21 protein-coding genes are annotated in these 24,496 nt (G+C 68.0%); 13 read left to right on the forward strand and 8 right to left on the reverse strand.

Features of this window, described 5'->3' with window-relative positions:
- Window positions 1-8 precede the first annotated feature (8 nt).
- Window positions 9-1,010: an ArsR/SmtB family transcription factor gene (locus ACQHIV_RS37805; protein ID WP_427889132.1), complete on the reverse strand. Its 1,002-nt coding sequence runs from the start codon at window positions 1,008-1,010 to the stop codon at window positions 9-11.
- A gap of 405 nt (window positions 1,011-1,415) precedes the next feature.
- On the opposite strand from ACQHIV_RS37805, the gene ACQHIV_RS37810 reads away from it, so the two are divergent.
- The 3 genes from ACQHIV_RS37810 to ACQHIV_RS37820 all read left to right on the forward strand — a co-directional run bounded on the left by ACQHIV_RS37810 (window position 1,416) and on the right by ACQHIV_RS37820 (window position 4,322).
- Window positions 1,416-2,162, forward strand: coding sequence for a hypothetical protein (locus ACQHIV_RS37810; protein WP_427889133.1), 747 nt, complete (start codon window positions 1,416-1,418; stop codon window positions 2,160-2,162).
- A gap of 175 nt (window positions 2,163-2,337) precedes the next feature.
- Window positions 2,338-3,891, forward strand: a complete 1,554-nt coding sequence (locus tag ACQHIV_RS37815) for a hypothetical protein (RefSeq protein ID WP_427889134.1) — start codon at window positions 2,338-2,340, stop codon at window positions 3,889-3,891.
- A complete protein-coding gene (locus tag ACQHIV_RS37820) occupies window positions 3,888-4,322 on the forward strand; it encodes a hypothetical protein (protein WP_427889135.1) in 435 nt (144 codons plus the stop codon). Before ACQHIV_RS37815 ends, ACQHIV_RS37820 begins: the two co-directional genes overlap by 4 nt.
- 129 nt (window positions 4,323-4,451) lie before the next feature.
- On the opposite strand, the gene ACQHIV_RS37825 is transcribed toward ACQHIV_RS37820, so the two are convergent.
- Window positions 4,452-5,423, reverse strand: a complete 972-nt coding sequence (locus tag ACQHIV_RS37825) for a GNAT family N-acetyltransferase (RefSeq protein WP_427889136.1) — start codon at window positions 5,421-5,423, stop codon at window positions 4,452-4,454.
- Window positions 5,413-6,282 (reverse strand): RNA polymerase sigma factor SigJ, encoded by an 870-nt coding sequence (gene sigJ, locus ACQHIV_RS37830; RefSeq protein ID WP_427889137.1) that lies wholly within the window; start codon window positions 6,280-6,282, stop codon window positions 5,413-5,415. Before sigJ ends, ACQHIV_RS37825 begins: the two co-directional genes overlap by 11 nt.
- Window positions 6,283-6,402: 120 nt before the next feature.
- Here sigJ and ACQHIV_RS37835 point away from each other — a divergent pair, with 120 nt between their 5' ends.
- Window positions 6,403-6,801, forward strand: a complete 399-nt coding sequence (locus tag ACQHIV_RS37835; protein WP_427889138.1) for a nuclear transport factor 2 family protein — start codon at window positions 6,403-6,405, stop codon at window positions 6,799-6,801.
- A gap of 56 nt (window positions 6,802-6,857) precedes the next feature.
- Here the strand turns inward: ACQHIV_RS37835 and ACQHIV_RS37840 are convergent, their stop codons facing one another.
- Window positions 6,858-7,535: a hypothetical protein gene (locus ACQHIV_RS37840; protein WP_427889139.1), complete on the reverse strand. Its 678-nt coding sequence runs from the start codon at window positions 7,533-7,535 to the stop codon at window positions 6,858-6,860.
- Between the two features lie 254 nt (window positions 7,536-7,789).
- Window positions 7,790-9,109: an ABC transporter ATP-binding protein gene (locus tag ACQHIV_RS37845; protein WP_427889140.1), complete on the reverse strand. Its 1,320-nt coding sequence runs from the start codon at window positions 9,107-9,109 to the stop codon at window positions 7,790-7,792.
- Between the two features lie 225 nt (window positions 9,110-9,334).
- Here ACQHIV_RS37845 and ACQHIV_RS37850 point away from each other — a divergent pair, with 225 nt between their 5' ends.
- A complete protein-coding gene (locus ACQHIV_RS37850; protein WP_427889141.1) occupies window positions 9,335-9,943 on the forward strand; it encodes an FMN-binding negative transcriptional regulator in 609 nt (202 codons plus the stop codon).
- Here the strand turns inward: ACQHIV_RS37850 and ACQHIV_RS37855 are convergent.
- Window positions 9,936-11,510: an amidohydrolase gene (locus ACQHIV_RS37855; protein WP_427889142.1), complete on the reverse strand. Its 1,575-nt coding sequence runs from the start codon at window positions 11,508-11,510 to the stop codon at window positions 9,936-9,938. The genes ACQHIV_RS37850 and ACQHIV_RS37855 overlap by 8 nt on opposite strands.
- A gap of 132 nt (window positions 11,511-11,642) precedes the next feature.
- Here ACQHIV_RS37855 and ACQHIV_RS37860 point away from each other — a divergent pair, with 132 nt between their 5' ends.
- From ACQHIV_RS37860 to ACQHIV_RS37875, 4 genes are all read left to right on the forward strand, one after another.
- The gene (locus ACQHIV_RS37860) at window positions 11,643-12,710 is read left to right on the forward strand and encodes an ABC transporter substrate-binding protein (protein WP_427889143.1); all 1,068 of its coding nucleotides are present in this window, start codon (window positions 11,643-11,645) and stop codon (window positions 12,708-12,710) included.
- On the forward strand, window positions 12,670-13,719 hold the full coding sequence (locus ACQHIV_RS37865; RefSeq protein ID WP_427889144.1) for a FecCD family ABC transporter permease: 1,050 nt from the start codon (window positions 12,670-12,672) through the stop codon (window positions 13,717-13,719). The genes ACQHIV_RS37860 and ACQHIV_RS37865 overlap by 41 nt, the downstream gene beginning before the upstream one ends.
- A gap of 90 nt (window positions 13,720-13,809) precedes the next feature.
- Window positions 13,810-14,805: a FecCD family ABC transporter permease gene (locus tag ACQHIV_RS37870; RefSeq protein WP_427889145.1), complete on the forward strand. Its 996-nt coding sequence runs from the start codon at window positions 13,810-13,812 to the stop codon at window positions 14,803-14,805.
- Window positions 14,806-14,810: 5 nt separating this feature from the next.
- On the forward strand, window positions 14,811-15,644 hold the full coding sequence (locus ACQHIV_RS37875) for an ABC transporter ATP-binding protein (RefSeq protein ID WP_427889146.1): 834 nt from the start codon (window positions 14,811-14,813) through the stop codon (window positions 15,642-15,644).
- Here ACQHIV_RS37875 and ACQHIV_RS37880 read toward each other — a convergent pair.
- Both ACQHIV_RS37880 and ACQHIV_RS37885 read right to left on the reverse strand, forming a co-directional pair.
- Window positions 15,641-16,996, reverse strand: a complete 1,356-nt coding sequence (locus ACQHIV_RS37880) for a TldD/PmbA family protein (RefSeq protein WP_427889147.1) — start codon at window positions 16,994-16,996, stop codon at window positions 15,641-15,643. The two genes, ACQHIV_RS37875 and ACQHIV_RS37880, sit on opposite strands and share 4 nt — an antisense overlap.
- On the reverse strand, window positions 16,993-18,444 hold the full coding sequence (locus tag ACQHIV_RS37885; protein ID WP_427889148.1) for a TldD/PmbA family protein: 1,452 nt from the start codon (window positions 18,442-18,444) through the stop codon (window positions 16,993-16,995). Before ACQHIV_RS37885 ends, ACQHIV_RS37880 begins: the two co-directional genes overlap by 4 nt.
- Window positions 18,445-18,477: 33 nt before the next feature.
- Between ACQHIV_RS37885 and ACQHIV_RS37890 the strand changes: the two genes are divergently transcribed.
- The 4 genes from ACQHIV_RS37890 to ACQHIV_RS37905 are packed head-to-tail and all read left to right on the forward strand — an operon-like array spanning window position 18,478 to window position 23,913.
- Window positions 18,478-20,178, forward strand: a complete 1,701-nt coding sequence (locus ACQHIV_RS37890; RefSeq protein ID WP_427889149.1) for an amidohydrolase — start codon at window positions 18,478-18,480, stop codon at window positions 20,176-20,178.
- Entirely contained in the window at window positions 20,175-21,584 is a 1,410-nt protein-coding gene (locus ACQHIV_RS37895) for an amidohydrolase family protein (RefSeq protein WP_427889150.1), read from the forward strand. The genes ACQHIV_RS37890 and ACQHIV_RS37895 overlap by 4 nt, the downstream gene beginning before the upstream one ends.
- Window positions 21,581-22,849 (forward strand): serine hydrolase domain-containing protein, encoded by a 1,269-nt coding sequence (locus ACQHIV_RS37900; RefSeq protein WP_427889151.1) that lies wholly within the window; start codon window positions 21,581-21,583, stop codon window positions 22,847-22,849. The genes ACQHIV_RS37895 and ACQHIV_RS37900 overlap by 4 nt, the downstream gene beginning before the upstream one ends.
- Window positions 22,846-23,913, forward strand: a complete 1,068-nt coding sequence (locus ACQHIV_RS37905) for an alanine racemase (protein WP_427889152.1) — start codon at window positions 22,846-22,848, stop codon at window positions 23,911-23,913. The genes ACQHIV_RS37900 and ACQHIV_RS37905 overlap by 4 nt, the downstream gene beginning before the upstream one ends.
- Window positions 23,914-24,496: the final 583 nt, after the last annotated feature.

Here is a 24,496-nt window from a genome sequence, read left to right on the forward strand (position 1 = left end):
GCCTGGCCTCAGTCCACGTCGTGATGCTGTATGCCGCCGTTCAGCAACTCCTCGCCGATCGGTCTGATCGCGTGCCGGACCGCGTTGCCGAACCTGTAGGTCGTGACGAGTCCAGTTCGGTGTAGTACCCCCGCGTGTTCGCTCGCGGATGCCAGTGAGATCCCGGCCTGTTCCGCCAGTTGGCTGGTGGAGCAAGCGCCCCTCGAGATCTCACGCAGTACGACGGCTCGCGTTCGGCCGATGAGATCAGCGAGCGCGTGCTCCGGGTCCATCCGCCCGCCGGTTGGTTCGGGCCACACAGACGCATGTGTCACCGGATAGACGAGCTCCGGCGGCAGATCGGGGTCCTGGGGCATGGTGGGAGTGGTCGCGCAGAAGAAAGACGGCACAAGCCGCAAGCCGCTGCCGCGCAGATACAGGTCGCGATCGATCTGGTCGACCTGACAGCTGAGCACCGGCGCCTGCCAGTGAATCGCGGGGTGAAGGGTGTTGGCGAGCTTCTCGAATCCGCCACTTGTGACTGCGTCGCGGTGCCGTTTCACATCCGCCGCGATCGCCACGGAAATGGCGGGCGTCAGCGGCGCGATCTTCGTCCGGTGAAAGTGCCTCAGCCCGTAACACACTTTCGTCAGGATTGCGGAGTCTCCGGCCGCGAGTTGTCGTGTCCAGCGCGGCAATCGGACATCGTCCGAAAGCCTGCTCAACTCCGAGCGCAACCGCTGCGATGGTGTCGCCGCGATCGCAAACAGACCCGCCTCGAGACCGTCAATCGATTCCCACGGCGTCAAAAAGTCCGGTATGCGGCCGACCGGCGGAGTCAAGGTCAACAGCTCTCGCTCAGTTGTCGTGAGCCGGGGCTTCGTCCGACGTCGCCAGAGGCCGTATACGGCCGGCAACTCGTCTGTCTGGAGCACGCGCATTCCGAGGACGGCTTCGCGCAGCGGATCCGCCTCGTGGCCGATCGCCGTACGAGCAAGATCCGCGCAGCTGAAATGCACTCGGACGTACACGGTGCCTCCCCGAAGACCTGGCCGGCCCCGACATTGCCGGACCAAATCCCCCGGTCACCATAGCCACCGAGCGACCCTCCTGGAAGGGAACCTGGTTCTGGATTGCAGGTTGCTGCAATAGGGGTCGTCAGGCGGGCCGGGCTCGGCTATAGTCAGCCAATCTTGGGGTGGTGGGACATTTCTGGAGGGGGAACTCCTATGAAACTAAGGCGTTTGGTCATTGCCGCGGCTGGTTTGGGGATGATCGCCGCTTCGGCGTCGTCGATTTCGGCTGTCGCCGGAAAGCCCGAGCCGAAGCAGTGGTCTACGGAGACTGCCCGGGCGAACTCAGTGCGGGCCCAGGCTGTCGGTATGCCGTGCATCAGCACGGTGGGGTCGCCGACCGCTGCGGGGAACCTTGATTCTGTGGACGTGACGGCCGCCAAGCCGCCGCGGGCGCAGGTGTACGACCCGTTCAAGTTCGTCGCTACCCGTGCCAACGCGAGCTGGTATATCGCGTCGAACGCCACGGGGAGCCAGGTTTACGCGTACGGCCTGCTGTTGCAGGGCGGTAACCTCTACCGGCACACGACGTACCTGCCGGCGGACGAGGCCGGCGTACCGCGGCCGACGTTCAAGAAGGTCGGGTCGGGGTGGACCAACTTCACGTCGATCGCCACCTCGAACTACAGCATCGCGACGCCTCGGCACGCGTACCTGTACGGCCTGAACACAAATGGCAGCCTGTACCGCTACCAGATTGTCGGTGGTGGCTTCCGGGCGCTCGGTCCGCTGCCAGGGTTCCGTGGGTTCAAGGCGATGACCGTGATCAGTGAGACCGCGACGTACGACACCCTGCTGATGACGACGAAGGCGGGCGCGCTGTACACCGTGCACATCCCGATTGCGGCCGGGGCCAAGCCCGTCCTCAAGCTCGTTCGTTCGGGCGGCTGGGCTCCATACGAGTCGTTGGCCGCACAGGGTTGCGGTACTCGCGGCGGCTTCCTGATCGTCGCCGTCGACAAGGACACCAAGGTCGGCTATCAGTTCGCCTTCGGCCACGCGAACGGCGGAGCAACCGCGATGACGTCGTACGGCAAGATCCCCGCGACCTTCAACGGCGTCAACGAGGTGTCGATCACCTCCCACTACGACCAGTTGGACGGCGAGTAGCGGCACTGCGCGACAGGAACGCCACGTAGCCGCCGTGTGCCGCGGCGTGTGTGTTCCCCGGCTGACGCGATGCAACATGCGAACCTGTTTCTCCAGCGTTTCTCACCCAGCTTCTTGTGCACGGTCGGTCACCGGGTCTGCAATGGCGTGGGGGAATTCGCTGGAAGGGGGAACCATGAAGCTGAGCTCTCGCGCCAGGCGCCGTTCGACGGTGGGTCTGGCGGCAGGAGCACTGGTAGCCGGAGTGCTCAGTACGGTCGCTCCGTCCGCTTCCGGGACGGCGGCCGACAGCACTCGGGCGATTCCGAGCGCCGGGACGACGTCTATCCGGGCGGGGAGCGTCGGGCCGGACGGTTTGCAGCAGCCGGAGTTGCGGCCGGTAGGGCGTACCGAGGAGCAACAGAACGCGGCGCAGTTCAACCGGCCGCGGCCGGAGTTCGCGCACGGGGTGTTCCCGAAGCGACCGCTGGACGCTCCGCAGGTGCCGTCGAGCGCGATCGCGCCGACGAACCCGGACGTGCTGGCCAGTGTGGACGGACTCAGGCACCGCGACCAGCGGCTGGCCAACGGTGGCAATCAGTTCTCGCTCGAGCCACCCGACCAGGCGCTGTGCGTCGGGAACGGGTATGTCGTTGAAGCAGTCAACAGTGTCCTGCAGGTCCGCAGTACGGCGACCGCCGCCGCGCTCACCGGTGTGCAGGATCTGAACACGTTCTTCGGCTACCCGGCCGCGATCAACCGAGCGACCGGAGCAGTCGGGCCTGAGGTGATCGACCCGGTCTGCCTCTACGACCCGGATCACCAGCGGTTCATGGTCGTGATCACGACGCTGGACACCCTGCCGAGTGGTGACTTCACCGGAAAGAACACGATCGATCTCGCGGTCTCGAACACCGGCGACCCGACCGGAGCGTGGACGGTGTACCACGTGCCGGCGCAGAACGACGGTACGGACGGTACACCGAACCACGGCTGCACGCTCGATGGAGTACAGCCCGGACCGTGCTTCCAGGACTACCCGCACATCGGTGCCGACAGCAACGGTGTATACGTATCCACCAACGAGTACGACCTGTTCGGGCCGTCGTACAACGCGGCACAGATCTTCGCGTTCCCGAAGGCGCAGCTCGCGGCGCATCCGGCGAGTATCAACATGACGCTGGTCGAGAACCTGCACGTGGCCGGTACGCCGGGCTTCACGGTCTGGCCGGCCAACTCGCCGGCCGGCGAATACGCGCCGGAGGAGCACGGCACGGAGTTCATGCTGAGCACCATCGCCGGCGACGGAAGCGAAACCGGCAACCCGACCGGTACGGCCCGCAGGATCGGCATCTGGGGGATCACGAACACCGCGTCGCTCAACACTGCGACGCCCGCGCTCGGTGTCACGAGCCGACTGGTGAACAGCGAGACCTACGTGTTCCCGCCGAAGGCCGATCAGCAGGCCGGCGACATCCCGCTGGGTCAGTGCGTCAACGACACGACGCGGCCGACTCCGTTCGGTCCGGGCTGCTGGCAGGTGTTCTTCACGGCTGAACCGGCACACAACGAGGTCGAGTCGCACCCCGACTCGCTGGACTCCCGGATGCAGCAGACCTGGTACGTCAACGGCACCCTGTGGGGCTCCGCCGGCACCGCGGTCAGGGTCAACGGGGAGCTGAAGACCGGGATCGCCTGGTTCGCGGTGAGCCCGAAGATCAACGGCGCCGGCAAGATCGAGGCTCCGTGAAGGATCAGGGGTACGTCGCGCTCGCCGGGAACAACCTGACGATGCCGGCTATCGCGCTCACCCCGTCGGGCCAGGGCGCGATCGCGTTCTCGGTCCTGGGGGAGGACCACTTCCCGAGCGCCGGGTACGTTCGGATCACCGAGGACGGCTCGGTCGGACCGATCCACATCGCGGCCGCGGGGCTCGGGCCGCACGACGGATTCACGGCATACAAGGCGTTCGTCGGTGATCCGCCGCGGACCCGCTGGGGTGACTACGGCGCCACGGTCACGGACGGCGCGAACATCTGGCTGGCCTCGGAGTACATCGGCCAGACGTGCACGCTCGCGCAGTACTTCCCGTCCCCGACGCTCGCAGGCTTCGGCAGCTGCGGCGGTACCCGTACCAGCCTCGGCAACTGGTACACCAGACTGACCAAGCTCAGCCAGTAACCGGACGGCGGGTGCGGATCCGTATGCGTCTCCGGGTCCGCACCCGCGGTGTAGCCTCGCCGAGTGGAGCGATCTCGCAGGACTGTCCCGTCTCCTGGACATTGTCCAAGCAGCGAGCGATTCCGCCTTCTAGCTGCCGAGAGACTTGCGATAACGGACGAATTCGTTCTGCCGCCGGAATCCGACGCTCTCGTAGAGATCGTAGGAGCGGTGCGGATTTGCTGTGCCCGTGTAGAGCCGGGCGGTCGCGGCCCCGTGCTCGTGAAGGCTTCGCAGGCCGTCCAGTAGCAGGGCTCTGCCGAGTCCGAGGCGGCGGTGGTCGGTCCGGATACTCAGCTCTTCGACCTCGCCAACGGTCCGATCGTGAGGACGGATCGAGCAGAGAGCCACGCCGACCAGGTCCTGCCCGTTCCACGCAGCGCGCCAGCATGCCGGGTCGGCCGTGTCGAGGAATTCCTGGAAAGGCCATTTCTGAGTGAAGCCGGAACCGTCGTACGAATCGACGACCGTTCTCCACGCTGCTCGGTAGTCGCTTGACCCGATAGGCCCCGTTCGTAGCCCGGCAGGGAGACCATTCTGCTCGGGCAGTTGCCGCAGATCGTCGAGCTCCAGCTCGACCAGGCTGAAGACACGGCGGTAGCCAGCCGCGAGGAGCAGCGCCGTGGCGTCCTGTTCGGAGGCCATGGCATTCGCGCCGATCACCGCGGTCGGCGCCGTTCCATGGTCGTCGACGAGCCGGCGGATCCGCTCCTCGGCCCAGCTGAGCATGGCCGAGCCGACGCCCTGCCGGCGATGCTCGGGCAAGAGGTAACCGCGGTGCAGATAGACCCAGGTGTCGTCCCGCTCCTGCCACCGCCGGATGGTCGAATAGCCGACAACGCTTCCGTCGCACACGACCAGGATCTGGTCCTCCTCCTTGGCCGATTCCTCCGCGACCTCGGCCTCTCCGGGGAGCCCTTCGACGACCGAATGGGCGTCGACGCCGTCCCGATCGGCACACCCCAGCCGCACCGCGGCCATGGCGCTGTGATCTGCGACGCCGCGATACGGCCGAAACCCGAAGCCGGCCGGAAGATCATGTGTTAGCACGTCACCTGACATGACCAGATGATCCCACCCGGGTGAGTTTGTCCGGGTTGAGTACTGCGCTGATTTCCCGCAATCGGTGATCGGCCGGGTCGACGTCCAGCGCGAAGACGAGGAACGGCCGGCCTTCGGTGGTGATCACCGCGCCTGGTCCGCCGTTCACCCGAGCGACCTCGACGCCCAGCCCAGGCGGCCAGAACTCGACCATATCGACGAGGAAGCCGGCGACCTCGCGGACACCGTGCAGGGGCTGTCGTGGCGTCTCCGACGTACCGTCCGCGTCGGCGACCAGGACGACGTTGGGGGCGAGGATGTCGAGCAATGCGGAGAGGTCGCCGCCCAGAGCCGCGGCCAGGAATCGTTCGGTGACCTCGCGGTGCTCGACAGTCTCGGCTCGGCGTCGAGGCCGGCGGGCGTGGACATGCTGCCGCGCCCGGTACGCGAGCTGCTGGACGGCTCGCTCGGTGCGCCCCGTCATGTCCGCGACCTCGGCGTGGGAGAACCCGAAGGACTCGTGCAGTACGAATACCGCGCGCTCGACCGGCGTCAGGGTCTCCAGCACCACCAACAGACCCATGGACACCGACTCGGCCAGCTCGGCGTCCTGCTCCACTCCCGGCGCGGTGATGAGCGGTTCCGGCAGCCATGGACCGACGTACGCCTCGCGACGGGCCTTCACCCGGCGCAACTGATCCAGGGCGAGCCGGGTCACCAATCGGAACAGGTACGCGCGTGGCTCATCCACCCCGCGGTGGTCGACGCGATCCCACCGCAGCCAAGCCTCTTGCAGTACGTCCTCGGCATCGGCGCGGGTGCCGAGCATCCGGTACGCCGCCGCGAACAGCGGCTGCCGATGACGCTCGAAGTTCTCCACAGTCACCTCCGTCTGGTCCTGACACTACGACGCCGTACACCCGGCCGACGTCACGCGTGTGACGTCGCGGTCCCGCGATCCGTCGCGTCTCTCACAGCCATCACCACAGGAGGATCATTCATGACCCGCAGTGCCATCGACGCGAACCGGAACCTCGTGCTGGACCTGTTCGCGCGGTTCGACTCCGGCGACATCGACGCCGCGCTTGAGCTGTTGCATCCCGATTTCGTCTCGCACAACCCGAGGGTGCTCCACGATCCCGCGAGAACAAGCGGCGCCCAGGCGTTCGCCGACTTCTTCCGCAGTCCGGCGGGAACGGCATTGCTCGCGGCCGGCTCCGACATCCGGCGGGTCATCGCCGACGATGCCCTGGTCGCCGTACACAACCGGATCGGTATGCCCACCGGCGATCTCGCGGCGGTGGACGTCTTCCGTGTCCAGGACGGCCTGATCGCCGAGCACTGGGACGTCGTACAACCGGTACCCGAGCAGCCCGCCAACCCACACGGCATGTTCTGACCGCTGCCAGAGGAAGACGGCCCGGGGTTGGGCCGGGCCGTCGCTGTGCTGGTTGATCAGGTCAGTTCGGGAACGCGCAGGTGGGCGATCGCGAGCTCGAACTCGCCGACGTCGAGCACCTCCGCTCCGGCGTCCTTGGCAGTTGCGGACCGCATGGATGCGGCGGCTTCACGGTTGCTGTCCATCGCCTCCTGACTGTCGTACGTCACCGAGGAGACTGCGCGGCCGGACGCCCGGTCGACCAGCAGGCTGGCGCTGCAGAACCCGGCCAGGTCTTCGAGCCGTGGCAGCGACGCCAGCTTGTAGACGTCGATCGCCCGGTCCAGTCCCGCCGAATCGACTTGCACCCAGGTCGCTCGGACACAGGCGCCGACGGCTGAGCGGTGGTCACGATGCAGAACGGCGATCTCCCACTCGTGTACAGCTGGGCTGCCGCCGCCCATGGTCTCGGCGATCCGGTCCCGAATCGGCCGGAGCTCTTCGTCGGTGGCCCGCATCGCCTCCTCCGACTGCCAGGCGCTGGTGGCGATGCAGCGGCCGGAGTTCCGGTCCGTGATCATGGACAGGCCGATACAGCCGTCCATCGCCATCAGCCTCGGCAGTACGTCGTCGCGCACCTGCGCGACGCCGGCGTCGATCGACGCCGGTATGGCACTGATCGTGGTGGAGCGCGCGTACACGATCCACCCCCTTACGCTCAGGGGCAGCACCCCGGCGGCACTGCCGGTTGCCATCCACCCTCCTCGGATCAGGCCCAAGTGGCAATATCTGGACCACCCACCTGAGCCATCGGGCAGCGCTCGTCCGCCCGCGGTGCGGAGTTTCGGCAACTGCGGGCTTGCCGCGCTCGGCCGCCTCGTGGTGTGCACCGCGGCGCCGGGATTCCCGGCTCGGGAAGTGCTGGAGTTCCTGGCGAGCTGGGACATGCCCACCGCACCACATTCGACAGCCGATGGAGAGGTCGCGCCGTTCGATTCAATGCTCCCGGTCAGCGGGTGATGCGGTCGATGCGGTGGCCGGATTCGTCGAAGATGTGCAGGCGTTCGGTGTCCACGGTGAGGTGGACCTTGGTGCCGGGCCGCAGGCCTCTGGCGTCGTTGAGCTCGATGACGAGGTCGGCGCGGCGGTGCGATGCTGTGGTCGGGTGTGGGGTCGACGGGTGGGGGCGACGTCTCCGGAGCAGCTTGTCCTGTACTTGGCGTACTCCGGGGATCAGCGTGCTGAGACCGGAACCGCGCGCGGCCGCGTTTGCGTGCCGAGACCGTCCGCCGCCGTGCTCGGGAGTGGTTGTCCGGGTGGTTCGGCCGACGAGGTCCGGGTTGATCAGTTCGATGTCGGCCTGGACGAAGGCCATCCACTCGCTGCCGTGGAACTCCAGCGCTCTCAGGGCGCCCGTCAACTGGTTGGCCTCGCCGCTGGCTGCCGTGGTGAACGCGTGGGAGCGGGCACCGACGATCACCCGTTCGCCGTCGTGATCCACCAGGATCAGCGATCGGCGGTCGATGGGTGGGAGCGAGATGCTCTGGTTGCCGAAGTCGAGGCTGACCCGGTGATGGTCGGTGACTCGGACGGTCGCGGACATCAGGTTGATGCGCGGTACTCCCAGGAAGCCGGCCGTGAACGCGGTCGCCGGGTCGTGAAAGATCTGCTCAGAGGTGCCGACGTCCTCGATCCGGCCGTTGCGCATGATCGCGATCCGGTCGGCCAGCGTCAGCGCTTCGACCTGATCGTGGGTCACGTACACGGTGGTGACGTCGAGATCGCGGACCATCGCCCCGATCTCCTGCCGTAGTTCGGTGCGCATCGTCGCGTCGAGGTTGGACAGCGGCTCGTCCATCAGGAAAACACGAGGTTTTCTCACCAGTGCGCGGCCAATTGCTACTCGCTGACGCTCGCCGCCGGACAGCGTTTTCGGAAACCGGTCGAGAGTCTCGTCGATTCCCAGGATGTTCGCGACGCCGGTCACCTTCGCGTCCGCCTCCGCGGCGTCCTCGGCCGCCATGCGCAACGGGAACAGGATGTTCTCGCGCGCCGTGCGATGCGGGTACAGCGCGCCGTTCTGGAAGACCAGTGCGACACCGCGCTCCTTCGGGGGCAGGTCGGTGATCTCGGTGCGTCCGAACCAGAGCGTGCCCTCGGTGGGCACCTCCAGCCCGGCGATCATCCGCAAGAGTGTCGTCTTGCCGCAGCCGGACGGGCCGAGCAGGACCATGCACTCCCCGCGGGCGATGTCCAGCGAGACACCGTCGACGGCCAGGTGGCGGCCGTCGAAGACCTTGGACACGGAGTCGAGCCTGATTCCTGGCATGAGTCTCCCTCGCGCAGTACAGCCGAGTACACAGGCTGGCGAGACGCATGTCCAGAGTTCGGTACGGCCGAATGTTGCCGACAGCAAGCACTCAGGGTGACGAGGATGTCACGCAGCCACAGGGCTCGCGGTAGATGATGCGAGGGTCGAGGCCGATGGTCTTGGGGTGTCAGTGAGGTATCGTCTTGGGGATGGACAAAATGTCCAAGATGGGGAGTTGAGGACGTGCTGCATCATGCTGAGTTCGAGTTGTCCGACGTGGCGGTGTTGCGGGAGCTGATCCGGTCTCATGGGTGGGTGACGATGGTCAGCGCGGTGGCCGGGGAGCCGGTGATCTCGCATCTGCCGGTGGTACTTGAGGCGGAGCGCGACGGCATCAGTGTGGTCGGGCATCTCGGCCGGCCCGATGATCGTCAGCATCGGTTGGGGGAGATCGACACCACGCTGATCGTCTACGGCCCGCACGGGTACGTGTCGCCGACCTGGTACGGCGTCGGCGGGTATGTGCCGACGTGGAACTACGTGGTTGCGCATCTCAGCGGTCGGCCGGAGGTGCTCGGTGCGGAGGAGACGTTCGAGGTGTTGCGGCGTACCTGTGACCACTTCGAGACGGGGCGGCCGGTGCCGTGGCGGCTGGAGGGGGAGGAGGCGTACGCGCGCCGGATCGCCCCGGCGACGGCCGGGTTCCGGCTGGTGCCGGACCGGATCGTGGCCAAGGCGAAGCTGAGCCAGGACAAGCCGGCCGAGGTGGTTGCCCGGGTCATCGACGCCCTCGCCGACGACCCGGTCCACGCAAACCCTCAGCTGGCTGCCGCGATGCGCGCCGTCAGCTGACAACCTCCCCGGCGACGATCGTCTGCAGTACGACGATGTCGGCGATGCGGTCGGCCGGGACGGTGCGCGGGTCGTCGGCCAGTACGACGAGGTCGGCCTCGGCGCCGGAGCGGAGTACGCCGAGGCGGCCGGGCTTGCCGACCGCGCGGGCGGCCTCGACCGTATACGCGCGGAGTGCCTCGTCAACGGTCAGCTGTTCGCCGTGGCCGATCGTTGCGCCCTGCTCGTCCTCACGGGTGACCATGAACTGGATCGCGCGGAGCGGTGCACCGCCGACGACCGGGCGGTCCGAGCTGCCGACGACAGGTACGCCGGCGTCGAGCAGACTGCGGCCGCGGTACTGCCAGTGCGTCCGGATCGGCCCGAGCACCTCGGCGTACGCCGATCCGTGTGCCCACATGAACTCGGGCTGGATCACCGCCATCGCACCACACGCCGCGAGCCGGGCGAGCTGATCGGGGCGGACCAGGCCGCAGTGTTCGATGCGATGAACCGCGTCGGGACGGGGGAGCGCGGCCTGGCATGCCTCGAGTGCATCGATCGCCAGGTCGACCGCGCGGTCGCCGATCGCGTGCAGTGCGAGCTGCCAGCCGGACTCGTGCGCGGCAACGATCCGGTCGGTCAGTTCGGCCGGGTCACCCGCGAGTTCACCGGTGTTGGCTGTCCCCACGAACGGTTCGCTGAGGGCGGCCGTGCGGGCCTGGATGCCGCCGTCGAGCCAGATCTTGAGCGGTCCGATCCACAACCGGTCGTCGCCGAGTCCGGTGGCTACTCCGAGATCCAAGCCGAGTGAGATCCGGTCCTCCGGTGCTCCGCTGAGCGCTGGAAGGGCCTCATTGCCCACCAGCGCCTGTACGCGGATCGGCAGGCGGCCGTTCCGCAGTGCGTGCTGGTACGCCAGCAACTCCACGGGGCTGCTGCCGGCCATGCCGCCGCTGATGCCGGCCTCGGAGCAGGTCGTGACACCTTGCTCGACGCAAACTTTTGCGGCCGCCGCGATCGCGGTGCTGATCTCGTCGATGCTGTAGGGAAGCCTCACCTGCTGACGGAATGCTGTGTGCGCGTTCTCGAACAGGCGGCCGTTGGTCTGGTCGAGGGTTACGCCTCGTTCGGTGATCCGTTGCAGCGCGGCGCTGTTCACGACCGCGGCGTGACCCGAGCGGTCGACGACGTACGTCGGCCGCGCGCCGGTCACCGTGTCGAGGTCGGCGGCGCACAGGTCGAAGCCGGCGGTCGCGTCGTACCCGGCGATGTCGAGCCAGTCGGTGCCTGTCTCCTGGCCGGCGATGTGCCTGGCAACAGTCTCAAGCAGCTCTGCCTTGGTCCGTACGCCGGACAGGTCCAGGGATCGCTCCGCGCGGCCGGCCCAGGCCAGGTGCGTGTGCGCGTCGATGAAGCCGGGCAGGACGGTGGCGCCGTTCAGGCGGCGTACCTCGCGGGCCGGGAGATCGCGCACGGCATCGTCGACGCCGACGATCCGGCCGTTCCAGATCCCGATCGTGTGGGCGAGCGGGTGTTCGTCGTCCATCGTGATGACGACGGCGTCCTCGATACGTAGGTCGAGCATCGGCGTACTCCTTCGGAATGTGTTCCCCGTGCTACGGCGGCTTTACGAATTGTCCAAAGCATTGACGCGAAGTCTAGAGCGCTCGTACAGTCCACGGAACAGCCGGCAACGGATCGAGTGGTAGGAGAAGCGATGTCACGAAAAGCCTTGCGTCCGGTCGTGATCGCGGCAGTCGCGATCCTGACCGGCGCCCTGCTCGCGGCGTGTTCGTCGTCCGGGAAGACCTCGAACCAGGGCGGCAACGACGCCGCGGGCTCGTCCTTCCCGCTGACGATCACCGACGCGTCCGGTCAGAAACTGACGCTTCAGAAGAAGCCTGAGGCAATCGGTTGCTACTGGACGGGCTGTGACGAGATCCTCGCGGCACTCGGCGTCGTACCGCATGCCTCGCCGAACGCCGTCGACACCACCAAGGGCAAGCTGATCTATCCGAACGGCCTGCCGGAGCAGGACGTCAACAAGCTCGGCGGCGAGGACAACGCGGAGTCCTGGGCGAAGGCGGGTGTCGACCTGATCGTGACCCGCGGACCGGCGTCGCCTGAGGTGAAGGCGTTCGAGGCCGTTGCCCCGGTCCTCTATCTCTACGCGCCCGGTCTGGACGACTCCGGCAAACTCACCGGCTTGGAGGCGTACAAGAAGAACGTCGAGCTGATGGGTCAGGTCACCGGCAAGGTGGCCGAGGCGAAAGCGGCGAACGACGGCTTCGACACCTTCATGACCAAGCTGGCATCCAAGGCTCCGGCCGGGGCCGCGGACACCACGGTCGCCCCGATCTTCCAGACCGATGACGGCACCTATCAGCTGATCGCTCCGACGTCTGCGTTCTGTGTCGCGCTGAATCAGTACAAGCTGGGCAAGTGTGCGGAGTCGAGTGCACGGAACGCCACCAGTTGGGTCGTGAACAGCGAAGCGTTCCTGGCGCTGAACCCGGGCTGGATTCCGTACATGGGTGGCGCCAACGGTACCGCGCTCGACTGGAAACGGCGCGGTGATGCCGTCTGGAAGCAGTTGACCGCGGTGAAGGATCAGCACGTGTACAACGCGACCAGCCGGATCTTCTGCTGTTCACTCCGTACGCTCGCGCCGTCGCTGCAGGAGTACGCCTACAACGCCTGGGGTGCGAACTCGGGCATCGCCGATCCGGGAAAGGTCACCGACTATGTCTACGCAGACGACTACTCCCCGCTCTCGGCCAAGTAGGAGACTCCTCCTGCTGAGCGGGATCAGCCTCGCGCTGGTGGTCCTGGTCGGGTGCTGGTACCTGCTGAAAGGCGAGCCGGCGATCTCGCTCAGCACTCTGTGGCAGGCGCTCACCGGACACGCGGACGGAAACGGCGCGTACCTGGTCAATCACGTCCGGCTGCCCCGGCTGATCCTCGCGCTGGTCGCAGGGCTCGCGCTGGGCCTGGCGGGCGCTGTCCTGCAGTACACGTTGAAGAATCCGATCGCGGATCCGGGCATCCTCGGGCTGTCGCAGGCCTCGGCGTTCGTGGTCGCGCTCTCCGTGCTGTTTCCAGGCTTCCTGCCGCGGCTGATGCTCCCGGTGGTGTGCATCGTGGCTGGTCTGGCGACGAGCGCGATCCTGATCGTGCTGGCGCGGTCGATCCGGGACTCGGTACGGCTGCTGCTCGTCGGCGTGGTGATCGCGTCCCTGGGGGCGACGTTGACCTCGGCAACGATCGTGCTACTGCCGATCGACCGAGCGGTCGGTCTGGGCCAGTTCTTCGGGTTCACCGCCGGGAGCGTGGCCCCGGCCTCGTGGTCGCGGCTCGGGCTGGTGCTGCCTTGGCTGGTGGTTGCCGTGCCTGCTGCGTTGCTGAGCGGGCGCGCGCTCAACCTGCTCCAGTTGGGTGACGACATGGCGATCGGTCGCGGCATGCGCGTTACCCGCGCCCGTGCGCTGCTGCTCACCTGTGCGTGCCTGCTGGTCGCTCCGGTGGTGGCCGTCATCGGCCCGATCAGCTTCGTCGCGCTCCTCAGCCCGCATGTGGCCAAGGTCGTACTGCGGACCTCGAACGCGCACCTGGTGTTGCCGGCGTCGGCAATGGTCGGGGCCGTCGTACTGCTGCTCGCCGACACCGCGGGCCGGCTGCTGTTCTTCCCGACCGAGATCCCCGCCGGAATCTGGACGATCGTGGTGGTCGGCCCGCTCGCGGTCGTGCTGGCCCGCCGGTCCGTCCGCCATGCGCAGCCCCCGGTGGAGGTCTGAATGGCACAGCTCGTCACCTCGATTCCCGCATTGGCACCTCGTGCGGATGCTCGCTCCCGTCGTTGGAGATGGCTTGCGCCGCTCCTGGTCGTGGTGATCGTGACCCTCGTGGTCTGCTCGGTCCTGTACGGCGACAACTTCCGCATCTCGCCGGCCGATTTCGTCCGTTCGCTGACCGGATCGGCCGACGTGGAGCGGTTGACGCGCTTCGGGGTGACCACTCGTCTGCCGCGGGCGCTCCTCGCCGTACTGGTCGGCGCGGCGCTCGCGGTCGCCGGGGCGCTGCTGCAGGCCTTGACCAGGAACCCGCTCGCCAGCCCTGACATCATTGGCGTCTCCCAAGGAGTGGTCGCGGCTGTCCTGCTGCTCGGCGTCGTGGCGCCGAACCTGCCGTACCAGTACGTCGGCTGGATCCAGCCGGTGTGCGGCACGATCGGCGGGATCGGTACGGCGGCGGTGATCCACGTGGCGACCCGGCGGCTGGGCTCGGCGGAGTCGTCGCAGTTCATCCTGATCGGGATTCTGATCGGCGGGATCCTGACGTCGGTGTCGTCGCTGGCGTTGATCTTCCTGGGTTCGGACGCGAGCCGGGTGTTCGGGTTCATGTCCGGCTCGCTCAACCTCAAGGGGTGGGACGATCTCCGGCTGGCCGCGACGTACCTCGCGCCCGGTCTGATTCTGTTGCTGTTCGCGGTCCCGCGGGCGAACGCGCTGCAGCTCGGCGATGACGTCGCGCTCGGGCTCGGGCAGCGCCTCGGCCGCGATCGTCTCCTCGTACTCGCCGCGTCGGTCCTGCTGACGGCGGGTGCTGTGACTGTGGTGGGCGCGTTGTCGTTCGTCGGTCTGATGGCGCCGCACATGGTGCGCCGGTGGGTCGGCAGCGATCTGCGGAGGCTGATTCCGGCGTCGGCGCTGATGGGGGCGGTGATCGTGGTGGTCGGTGACTTCGCCGCGCGGAACATCCAGCCGCAGCGGTACCTGTCCGGCTTCGGCGAGAAGATCGGCTTCGACTACCTGCCGACCGGGCTGTACCTCGCCGTCTTCGGCGTACCGTTCATGATCTCGCTCATCTGGAGGCGAAGGTGACCACAGTGGCTACCCCCAAGACCGAGCAGACCGGCACGCACGCTCTGCACGCGCGGCAGGTCAGCGTCGGGTACGACGGCCGCACGGTCTGTGAGGGGATCGACCTCGAGATCGAACCGGGGACCGTGACGTGCCTGATCGGGCCGAACGGGTCGGGCAAGAGCACTCTGCTCAAGGGATGCGCCCGGCTGCTCGACCTCAAGGGTGGCGAGGTGTTCATCGAGGGTACGCCGATGAGCCGGCTGTCATCGGTCGAGGTCGCGCGGCGTCTCGCCGTACTGCCGCAGTCGCCGACCACCCCGCCCGACCTCACCGTCCGCGAGCTCGTGGAGCAGGGTAGGTACCCGCATGTGGGCGCGTTGCGGATGTTGCGCCGGCACGACGGCGAGGTAGTGGCGGCGGCGCTGGCGGCTACCGGGATGAGTGCGTTCGCCGATCGTGACGTCGACGCGCTGTCCGGTGGCGAACGGCAACGCGCGTGGATCGCGCTCGCGCTGGCCCAGGAGACGCCGACGCTCTTCCTGGACGAACCGACCACGTACCTCGACATCAGCTACCAGCTTGAGGTCATGCACCTCGTCCAGGAGCTGAACACGACCCGCGGCATCACCGTCGTCATGGTCCTCCACGACCTCAACCAGGCCGCGGCGTACTCCGACCGCATCGTCTGCCTCCGAAAAGGCACCATCGTCGCCGACGGCGCCCCGTCCGACGTACTCACCGTCGACCTCCTCCGCGACGTCTTCCGCATCGAAGCCACCGTCCTGAACGACCCCGTCACCGGCAAACCGGTCTTCCTCCCCCAACGCCCCCTCGGCGCCGAACCGAACCTGCCCTAGAGCCGGAGGGCGCTGACTCGCACGGGTGGGACGGTGACGTCACCGAGGATGTTGACGCCGCCGTACCAGCCGCTCACCGTGCGTGCGTCGGTGCCGACGGCGTCGACTGAGCGGAGCAGGTCGAGGTATGAGAGGCGGAAGCGGGCGGGGGCCAGGGCCTCGGCGAGCTCGCCGCCGCGGATGCGGAACAGGCCGTCGCGGACGTTGCCGGTCATGAGCATGCGGCGCGGGTCCAGGGCGTTGGTGTAGTAGAAGCGGCGGACCAGCAGGCCGTCGTCGATGCTGGCGATCAGCTCGTCCTCAGTTGCGTTGCCGGGCTGCAGGAACAGGTTGGTTGCCAGCGGCCCCACCTGGTCCGGGTAGCCGAGTGCGTGTCCGGTCGAGGTGGTGCCGGAGGCCGCAGCGGTCGTGCTGTCGTGGACCACGTCGACTGTTCTCCCGGCGTCGACGAGTTCGATCCGGCGGCGGCGTACGCCCTCGTCGTCGAAGGGATTCGGTACGCCGCTCGCGTCGTGACCGTCGTCGGTCAGCCGGATGAGCTCCGCCCCCAGCCGGAACCCAGGCCCGTACGGCGATGAGCCGTCCGCCACGCGGGCCGCGCTGCTGACCAGCCGGGCGGTCTTCGCGACCAGGTCGGCGGTGACGTACTCCGACAGCACCGCCGGCAGTTCCGCGTCAGGAGCGGGTGGGAGTTCCCTGCCGGATGCCAGCGCCGACGAGGTGCGCTGCGCGTCTCGGCAGGCAGCCTTCGCGAGTGCGGAGACGTCGATGGTGTCGAGTGACGCCGAGCGTTCTTCGGCGTACCCCGTCCCGCCGTCCGGCGCCATCGCCAGTACGACGACCCACACCGAGGGCCGCAGCGTGGTGGCGAAGAGCCCGGTCGTGCTGGCGATGGCGATTGCCTCATGGTCGATCTGCACCACGCCGTGCACCTCGACCAAGCCAACGCTCCGCGCCGGGCTGGGGTCTGATGCTGCGGCGACGATGGCGTCGACAGCGGCTGCTCGCTGGGCGGCTGTTGCAGGCCGGTCAGCTCCGAGGTCGACAAAGCCGGCGCCTTCGACCGGCAGCCCTGGCCAGAGCGGGTCCGGGCGGCTTTGCCGCGCGGTTGCGACCGCTCGGTCGAGCAGGTTGCTGAGTCCGCTGTCGTCCAGGCGGTTCGTGATCGCCTGGCCGACGGCGCCGTTCAGCACGACCCGCACTTGGACGACTTGTTCGGTCGACTGGATGTTCTGGTGGATCTGCGAGCGCGCGAAGCGGGTGAGCGCCGAGTCCTTCCGGCGTACGACGGCTTCGACGTGCTGAAGACCGCGGCTCCGCGCCTGGTCGACAACTGCTTGCGCGAGTTTCATGCGCCACGCACCTCCACGTTGCGGAACCGCGCGGCCGGGCTGCCGTGACCGACGTACCCGGCCTGCGGCGGCATCCCCTTCGCACAGTTGGGTGAGCCGTACATGACGTAACTGCCGGCATCACCCACGAGATCGCACGATCGCCAGAAATCCACGGTCGTCCCGGAGTACGTCGGATTGCGGTAGAGCCGGCCGAGTTCGCCGCCGCGGATCTCCCGCGCGACCTCGGTGCCGAACTGGAAGCCCCACCGCCGGTCGTCGATCGACCAGCTCTTGTTGGTGGACAGGTACAGGCCGTCGTCGGTCGCCGCGATCAGGTCGTCGAGGCTGTGCCCGGGCACCGGTTCGAGGTTGATGTTGGTCATCCGGATCATCGGCAACCGGTTCCAGCTCTCGGCGCGGACCTGACCGCCTGCCCGTACGCCAAGTTCGCCGGCGCTGGCGCGCGACGTGAGCAATCCGGTCACCCGGCCTGCCTCGACCAACGGGACGCGCTGGGCCGGCACGCCCTCGTCGTCCCATCCGAACGTACCCAAGCCGCCCGCCGCGGTGGCGTCGGCAACCAGCGTCACGAGATCGGAGCCGTACCGAAAACCGTCCGCTGCCATGGCCGGCGTGACGAAGCTCGTGCCGGCGTATGCCGCCTCGTCGCCGAGGATCCGGTCGCCCTCGAACGCGTGCCCGCACGACTCGTGGATCTGCAGGTGCAGCTGACTCGGATCGAGGATCACGGTGGTAGGACCGCTCGGGCAGACCGGCGCGGTGAGCAACTCGACCGCCTCTTCGGCCACTCGCCCCGCCTGACCCGGAAGGTCCAGCGCACGCACGAACTCGAAACCACCAGTGGCCCAGCGACCGCCGCGGGAGTCCGGACAGCTGCGCCGCTGTCGCTCGGAGTCGTTGCTCGCATACACCTCCAGCCCGGCGCCGATCGACCACAGATCCTGTTCGAGCGTGCTCCCCTCGGAGTCGGCGTACGCCTTCCGCTCGTGCCGCCAGCCGAGGTCGACCTGCGTCGCGGTGACACCGCGCACCTCCCGGGCGGCAGCGTCCGCGGCGAGGAGCAGGTCGACCTTCTCCGACGTACCGATCGACGCGGGATCTTCGGCGATCGGCGTCGCGTAGTAGCCGGTGGCAACGGGGCGATCCGCGAGGCGGACCCGCTGCACAGGTCCGCCCGCGCGGGCCAGTTCGACGGCGTGCTCGACCGTAGCCCGCAGGCCGTCGCGGCTCAGGTCACTGCCGGCGGCGAATCCGAGGACTCCATCGACCTGGACCCTGACACCGAGGCCCATGCTCTCGTCGGTGTGGGCCGCGGTCAGCCGCCCGGTCCCGACAGCGAAGCGCTCGGAGGTCGTGTGCACCGCTCTGGCGTCGGCATAGCCGGCCCCGGCAGCCAGTGCCGTCTCGATGGCTGCCCGGGTGATATCGATGTGCGCCGAGGGCATGCATTTTCTCCAAGAGTTGGATACTTTGTCCAAATGCAGCATAGACCGTCGGTTGCCGATCTTGTCGTCCACAATGCTGTTCTGTTGCCGCCACCTGGCGTCGAGTTCGGTCCGGAGGTCAGTGCGCTGGCGGTTTCCGGCGGCCGGATCGCGGCGATCGGCGGCGATGAGCTGATGGAGCTCGTCGGCCCGGACGCGATCGTGCTCGACGCCGGCGGCGGATTGCTGACCCCGGGTCTGGACGACGCACACACCCACGTTCTCGCGGGTGGCGCCTGGATGCAGCGCCTCCAGTTGTCGGGTGCGACCGATCTGGGTGAGCTCCAGCGGCTGATCCGCGAGTACGGGGCGGGTACGGAGGGCTGGGTCGTCGGCGGCGGGTGGAGCTACCCGATGATCCCCGGCGGCTTGCCGACCAAGGAGCAGTTGGACGCCGTCGTACCGGATCGCCCGGCGTTCATGGTGAACGCCGACGGTCACACCAGTTGGGTGAACTCGGCGGCGCTCCGGCTGGCGGGGATCGACCGGTACACGCCGGATCCGCCGGACGGCGAGATTCATCGGGACGCTGCCGGCGAACCGACCGGTGCGCTGCTCGAACGGGCCTCGCGACTGATCCATCGGGTCATGCCCGAGCGCGGTACCACGGATTACGAGAGCGATCTGCTCAGCGCGATGCCGGCGTTGCTTGCGGCCGGGTTCACCGCCGTACAGGATCCGCGGACCTATCCGTACGAGGTGCCCGGATGGACCCAGGTCCGTGATCGAGGTGACCTGAAGTTGCGGTCCCGGTTGGCGCTGATGCTGGAGCCGGGGCAGTCGTTCGCGGACTGGTACGCGACTCTGGACGATCACGAGGAGTTACTCGGCGGCTTCCGGGACGCGGACTGGATCGACGGTGGCATCCTGAAGTGTTTCGTCGACGGCGTGGTGGAGACCGGTACGGCGGCGATGCTGGAGCCGTACGCCGACGGCGGCACCGGACGGGCCGCCTTCGAGCCGGACGAACTGACCGCGTTCGTGGTCGAGGCGGACCGCCGGGGCTGGCAGGTCCAGGCGCACGCGATCGGCGACCGGGCCGTCCGGATGGCGCTGGACGCTTTCGAAGCTGCTGCCGAGCGCAACGGTCCGTGGTCGGGCCGTCAGATCAGGCCAGGGTCCGCTCGGGTACGGCGGCATCGGCTCGAGCACATCGAGGTGACCGGGCCCGATGACGTACGGCGGATCGCACAGCTCGGGGTGATCGCGAGCATCCAGCCGTTGCACGCCTGCCACGATCCGGGACGGGTGGAGTCGTGGGTCGAACTGCTCGGCGCGGAGCGGACCGCCTGGACCTGGCCGATGGCGCAGATCCTCGGCGCGGGCGGCACGATCGCGCTCGGCTCGGACTGGCCGGTCGTCGGGTACGACCCGATCGGCACGCTGACCGCGGCGCTGACGACCTCGAACTACGTCGGTCCCGCGGGGCCGAACGCGGTGACGGCCTCGAAGCAGGTCGGTCCCGCGGGGTCCAATGCGCTGACGGTCCGGCAGGCGCTGACGGCGTACACGTACGGCTCGGCGGTGGCGGCGTACGCCGAGGACCGGCGCGGGACGTTGGCGGTCGGCAAGGACGCGGACCTGACGCTGTTCGATCGTGATCTGTTGTCCGGTGAGATCGCCGCCGCGGAGGTACGCGCGACGATCGTTGCCGGCAGCATCTGTCATCTCAACGAGACGGAAGGTGTTCGATGACCTACGACATCCTGGTGCGCGGTGGTCGCGTGGTCGACCCCACCCATGGACGGGACGAGATCGCCGACCTGGCGATCGTCGACGGCCGGGTAGTCGCGGTCGGACCGGACTTGGACGGCGCAGCCGAGCAGGTGATCGAGGTGGCAGGCAGTCTGGTTCTTCCCGGCTTGGTCGACCTGCATGTGCACATCGCCTCCCACGTTGCACCGGGCGCGGCGCACGCCATGCTCGCCCGCGCCGGGGTAACCACGGCGCTCGACCTGTCCGGTACAGCGGCGAGCGTCGTCGAGGAAGGCGCCAGGTCCGGCGTGGGGCTGCAGGTCGCCGTCGTCGAGCAGGTCAAGCCCGACGTACACATGCCGCGCAACCCGACCCGCCCGCAGATCCGAGCCGCCTTCGACAAGATCCTCGCCGCCGGTGGTATCGGGGTGAAACTCCATGTGGACAAGGGCTGGGACGCCGACGCGACCGGAGCGATCATCGACGAGGCGAACCGGCATGGTGTGTGGGTCGCCAGCCACTGCGGTACGACGACCGCGGGCAGCGACATCGAAGGACTGCGGCAGACGCTGGAACTTGCCGGTGACAACCACATCCAGATCGCGCACGTGAACAGCTACTGCCGCGGCGACATCGAGACCGCCGACCAGGAAGCACAGATCGCGGTGGAGCTACTCAGGGCGTCGCCGCACGTCTTCGCCGAGTCCTATCTGGCGGAGATCAACGGGACCTCCGGAGTCTGCGCGGACGGCGTACCCACCAACAAGCGGGTCATCGGCTGGCTCGAGCGCGGCGGGTACGACGGTACGGAAGCAGGACTGCGGCGTGCGATCCACGAAGGTTTCGCGTCCGTACCGCGGCTGACCAGCGACGACATGATCCTGGAGGTCGGCGACGCGGGCGTGGAGATCTGGGAAGCAGCAGGGACCCGCACCGGCATCTGCCTGCCGATCAACCCGGGGATCTCCCGGCTGATGCTCGGTGCCTCGCGGAACGCCGACGGCCGGTTCGACGTCCACGCGTTCGCGACCGACGGCGGCGGGATCCCGCGCAACGTCACGCTCGAGATGGGTCTCTCGATGGTCGACTGGGGGTTGCTGGATCTGCGCGACCTGGTGACGAAGGCCTGCCGGGTCCCCGCGCTCGTGCTCGGTCTCCCCGCGAAGGGCCACCTCGGCATCGGCGCCGACGCCGACCTGGCTGTCGTCGACCGCCGCTCACGCAAACCGAGCACGGTGATCGCCGGTGGGCGCGTGGTTCTGCGGGACGGTGTCGCGGTGGGCACCGGGACGCGATTCGTCCACACCAGCCACGGCAGCGAGCATGTCGAACGAGTGGCGGGCCTGGGCACCGTCATCGATCCGGTGGGCACCGGGTTCTACACGGGCGAAGGGATTGCGGCATGAGAGCGGAACATCTGCTGACCTTGGTCCGTCAAGTGATCGACGCCGAGCGGGCGGGCTCTGGTACGCCTGGTGTCGGCTTCGGCGTGATCGCGGACGGCGAGCTGCTCACGAGCGGCGTCGGGGTCACCGGCGCGGACGGACAGCTGGTGACCGGAAGTACGACGTTCCGGCTGTGCTCGATCACGAAGCCGATGACGTCGACGCTCGTGATGTCGCTGGTCGACGAGGGGCTGCTCGATCTCGACGCACCGATCGAGCACTGGCTGCCGGCTCTCCCGCTCGGCGAAGGGCTCACGCTCCGGCATCTGTTGCTGCACACGTCCGGGTTGGAGGGCGAATGGCGCGGGGACCTGTCGGGCTACGGCACGCTCGAGGCTTTGATCGCCGACTACGGTTCGCTCGATCATTACGCCATGCCTGGTGCGTTCTGGGGCTACTGCAACACCGGCTACTGGCTGGCCGGTCGTCTGGTCGAGATCGCGACTGGTACGTCATACGAGCAGGCCTTGACCGAACGGGTGTTGCTGCCGCTGGGGATGGATGCGACCACGTTCTCCGATCCGATGGCCGCGCCGCATGCGGTGCGCGGGCGCAAGACCGTCCCAGTCGGTGCATACGTATTCCCTCGGGCTCGTGTCTCGTCCGGTGGGGTGGTCTCCTCAGCAGACGATCTGCTGCGATTTGCAGCCCTGCATCTGGGCGGAGCGGACCTCCTTCCGGCATCACGGATCGCCGAGCTACGGCAGCCCGTCGTGCCGGGGAGCCTGGGTGAGTGGCAGAGCCTCGGCTGGGCGACGACGCCTGACGCGCAGCTGATCGGGCACAGCGGTTCGTACGACGGCTACGCGACGCGGCTCATGCTGCTGCCGGAACACGGCGTCGCCGTCGCCGTACTGACGAACAGCGACGCCGGCGGCAAGGTCGCGACCGCCGTCCGCGAGGCAGTTCGCCGAGAGGTCCTTGGTGCTCTGACGCCACCACGGGAGGAGCTTGCCGTCACCGAGGCCGACCTGGAACGCGTGACCGGCGACTACGTGCACCCGAGCGTGGACCGCACCCGGATACGGGTCGAGGAAGGTCGGCTCGCGGTCGAGATGAAGGGCCCCAAGCGGGACGGGACCGGCTGGTGCAAGGCCTGGACGCCGACCGAGTTCACGATCACCGACGGCTCGTTCACCGGCACCGAGCTGCAGTTCCTGCCCGGCCCCGACGGCGTCGTACGAAACCTCCGCATCGGCCAGCGCCTCGGCAGGCGGCTGGCGTGATCGACCTCGCTCTCCTCCAGAACGAGCGCACACCCGCCTTCGTGATCGACGCGGATGCAGTACGTCGCAACATCGACGAGGTACTGCGCCGGGTCGGCGATCCTCGGGGCTGGCGCTGTCATGTGAAGACGGCTCGTTCCACCTGGGGGTACCGGTTGCTGCTGGAGCGGGGTCTCACCAGATTCAAGTGCTCGACCGTCGAGGAACTGCGGGCACTGGCAGAGGCCGGCGCTCCGGACGTACTCCTCGCATTCCCGGCGGTCGGCCCGACCCAGCACGCGGTCGCCGAGGTCGCTCGCCGACATCCTGAGGTGCGGGTGTCTGCGCTGGTCGACTCGATCGCAGCACTCGAGACATGGATCCCGCCCGTCGAGGTCTTCGTCGACGTGGACACCGGCATGCACCGCACCGGCGTACCGATCGAGGACACCGCAGCCGTTCTGCGGCTGGCGCGCGACGTCGTCGACCGCGGCTACCGCTTCCGTGGCCTCCACTCGTACGACGGCCACCTCGCCGACGCGCCACGAGAAGACCTACTGACCTGGGACCAGCGCCTACTCGCGGAAACCGCCGCAGCACTAGCCGACGCGGGCTGTCCGCCCGACGAAGTCGTAATGGGCAGCTCGCACACGTTCACCGACGTACTCGACGAACCATGGACCGGCCCAGGAGAACGCACCGTCGGCCCCGGGACCGTCCTCTACAACGACGGCCGCTCCCTACAACGCTTCGGCCAAAACTCCGGCTTCGCCCCCGCAGCCGGCGTACTCACCCGCGTGGTCAGCGTCGCAGGCGACCGAGTCACAACCGACGCAGGCCTAGCCTCCGCACAGGTCGACGCCGGCCGCCCCCACGTGCAGGTCGCGGACCGCCCCGACCTCGAGGTCGTATCCGTCGCCCAGGAACACCTCGTCCTCCGCCGAACCCGAGAACCGGTCACCGTCGGCGACCTGCTGCTCCTCGTCCCGATGCACGTCGACACCGCGATCATCCAGTTCGACCGCCTACTGATCGCCGACACCGACATCACCAGCGTCCCCGCGGTCGGCCGCTGGACTCGCTGAGCGGCTCCACTGGGCTGCAGGCTACGGTTCCGCAATCCCCTTGCGGGGTTGCGGAACTGCATCCAGTAGTCCGGTGGTGGCGATTGTTGCGCCGGCAGTGCCCAATCGGAGGTTGAGGCCGGATTTCGTGGGGCCCAGCTTCGCGGCAGATCCATCTGGCGGACTGCTTGCAGGGTTCGTATGACCCCCGGCTGTTCGAGTTTCGCGGTGACGACGTTCAGCAGGAGTGGCCAACCGCCAGGGGCGAGCTGCGGATCCCACGTGCGCGCGATGACCTGGCACGCGCTGATCATCTGGAAGATCGCGATCCGGCAGGCCTGACCGTCTGCGGTCGGCCGCATCCAGACCAGCCGAGTGCCGGCCGGCAGCCGTTCCCTTCCGACCAGTGTGCGGTTCGCGACCTCCCCAACCGGGTCCAGGAACGGAACAGGGTCGACGTCGCCGCCGGGATCATATGCGTAGTCCGTCATGCGAGATCCTCCCGGTTGGGTGCTGAGGTGAGGCTCATGTCCTCGGACCCTAGACAAAGCCAACGACAGTATGAATCGGCTCGCACCGCCCAGTCCGAAGTTACTCAGGGGTC

The sequence above is a fragment of the Kribbella polygonati genome, assembly GCF_050320105.1.
GTDB lineage: Bacteria > Actinomycetota > Actinomycetes > Propionibacteriales > Kribbellaceae > Kribbella.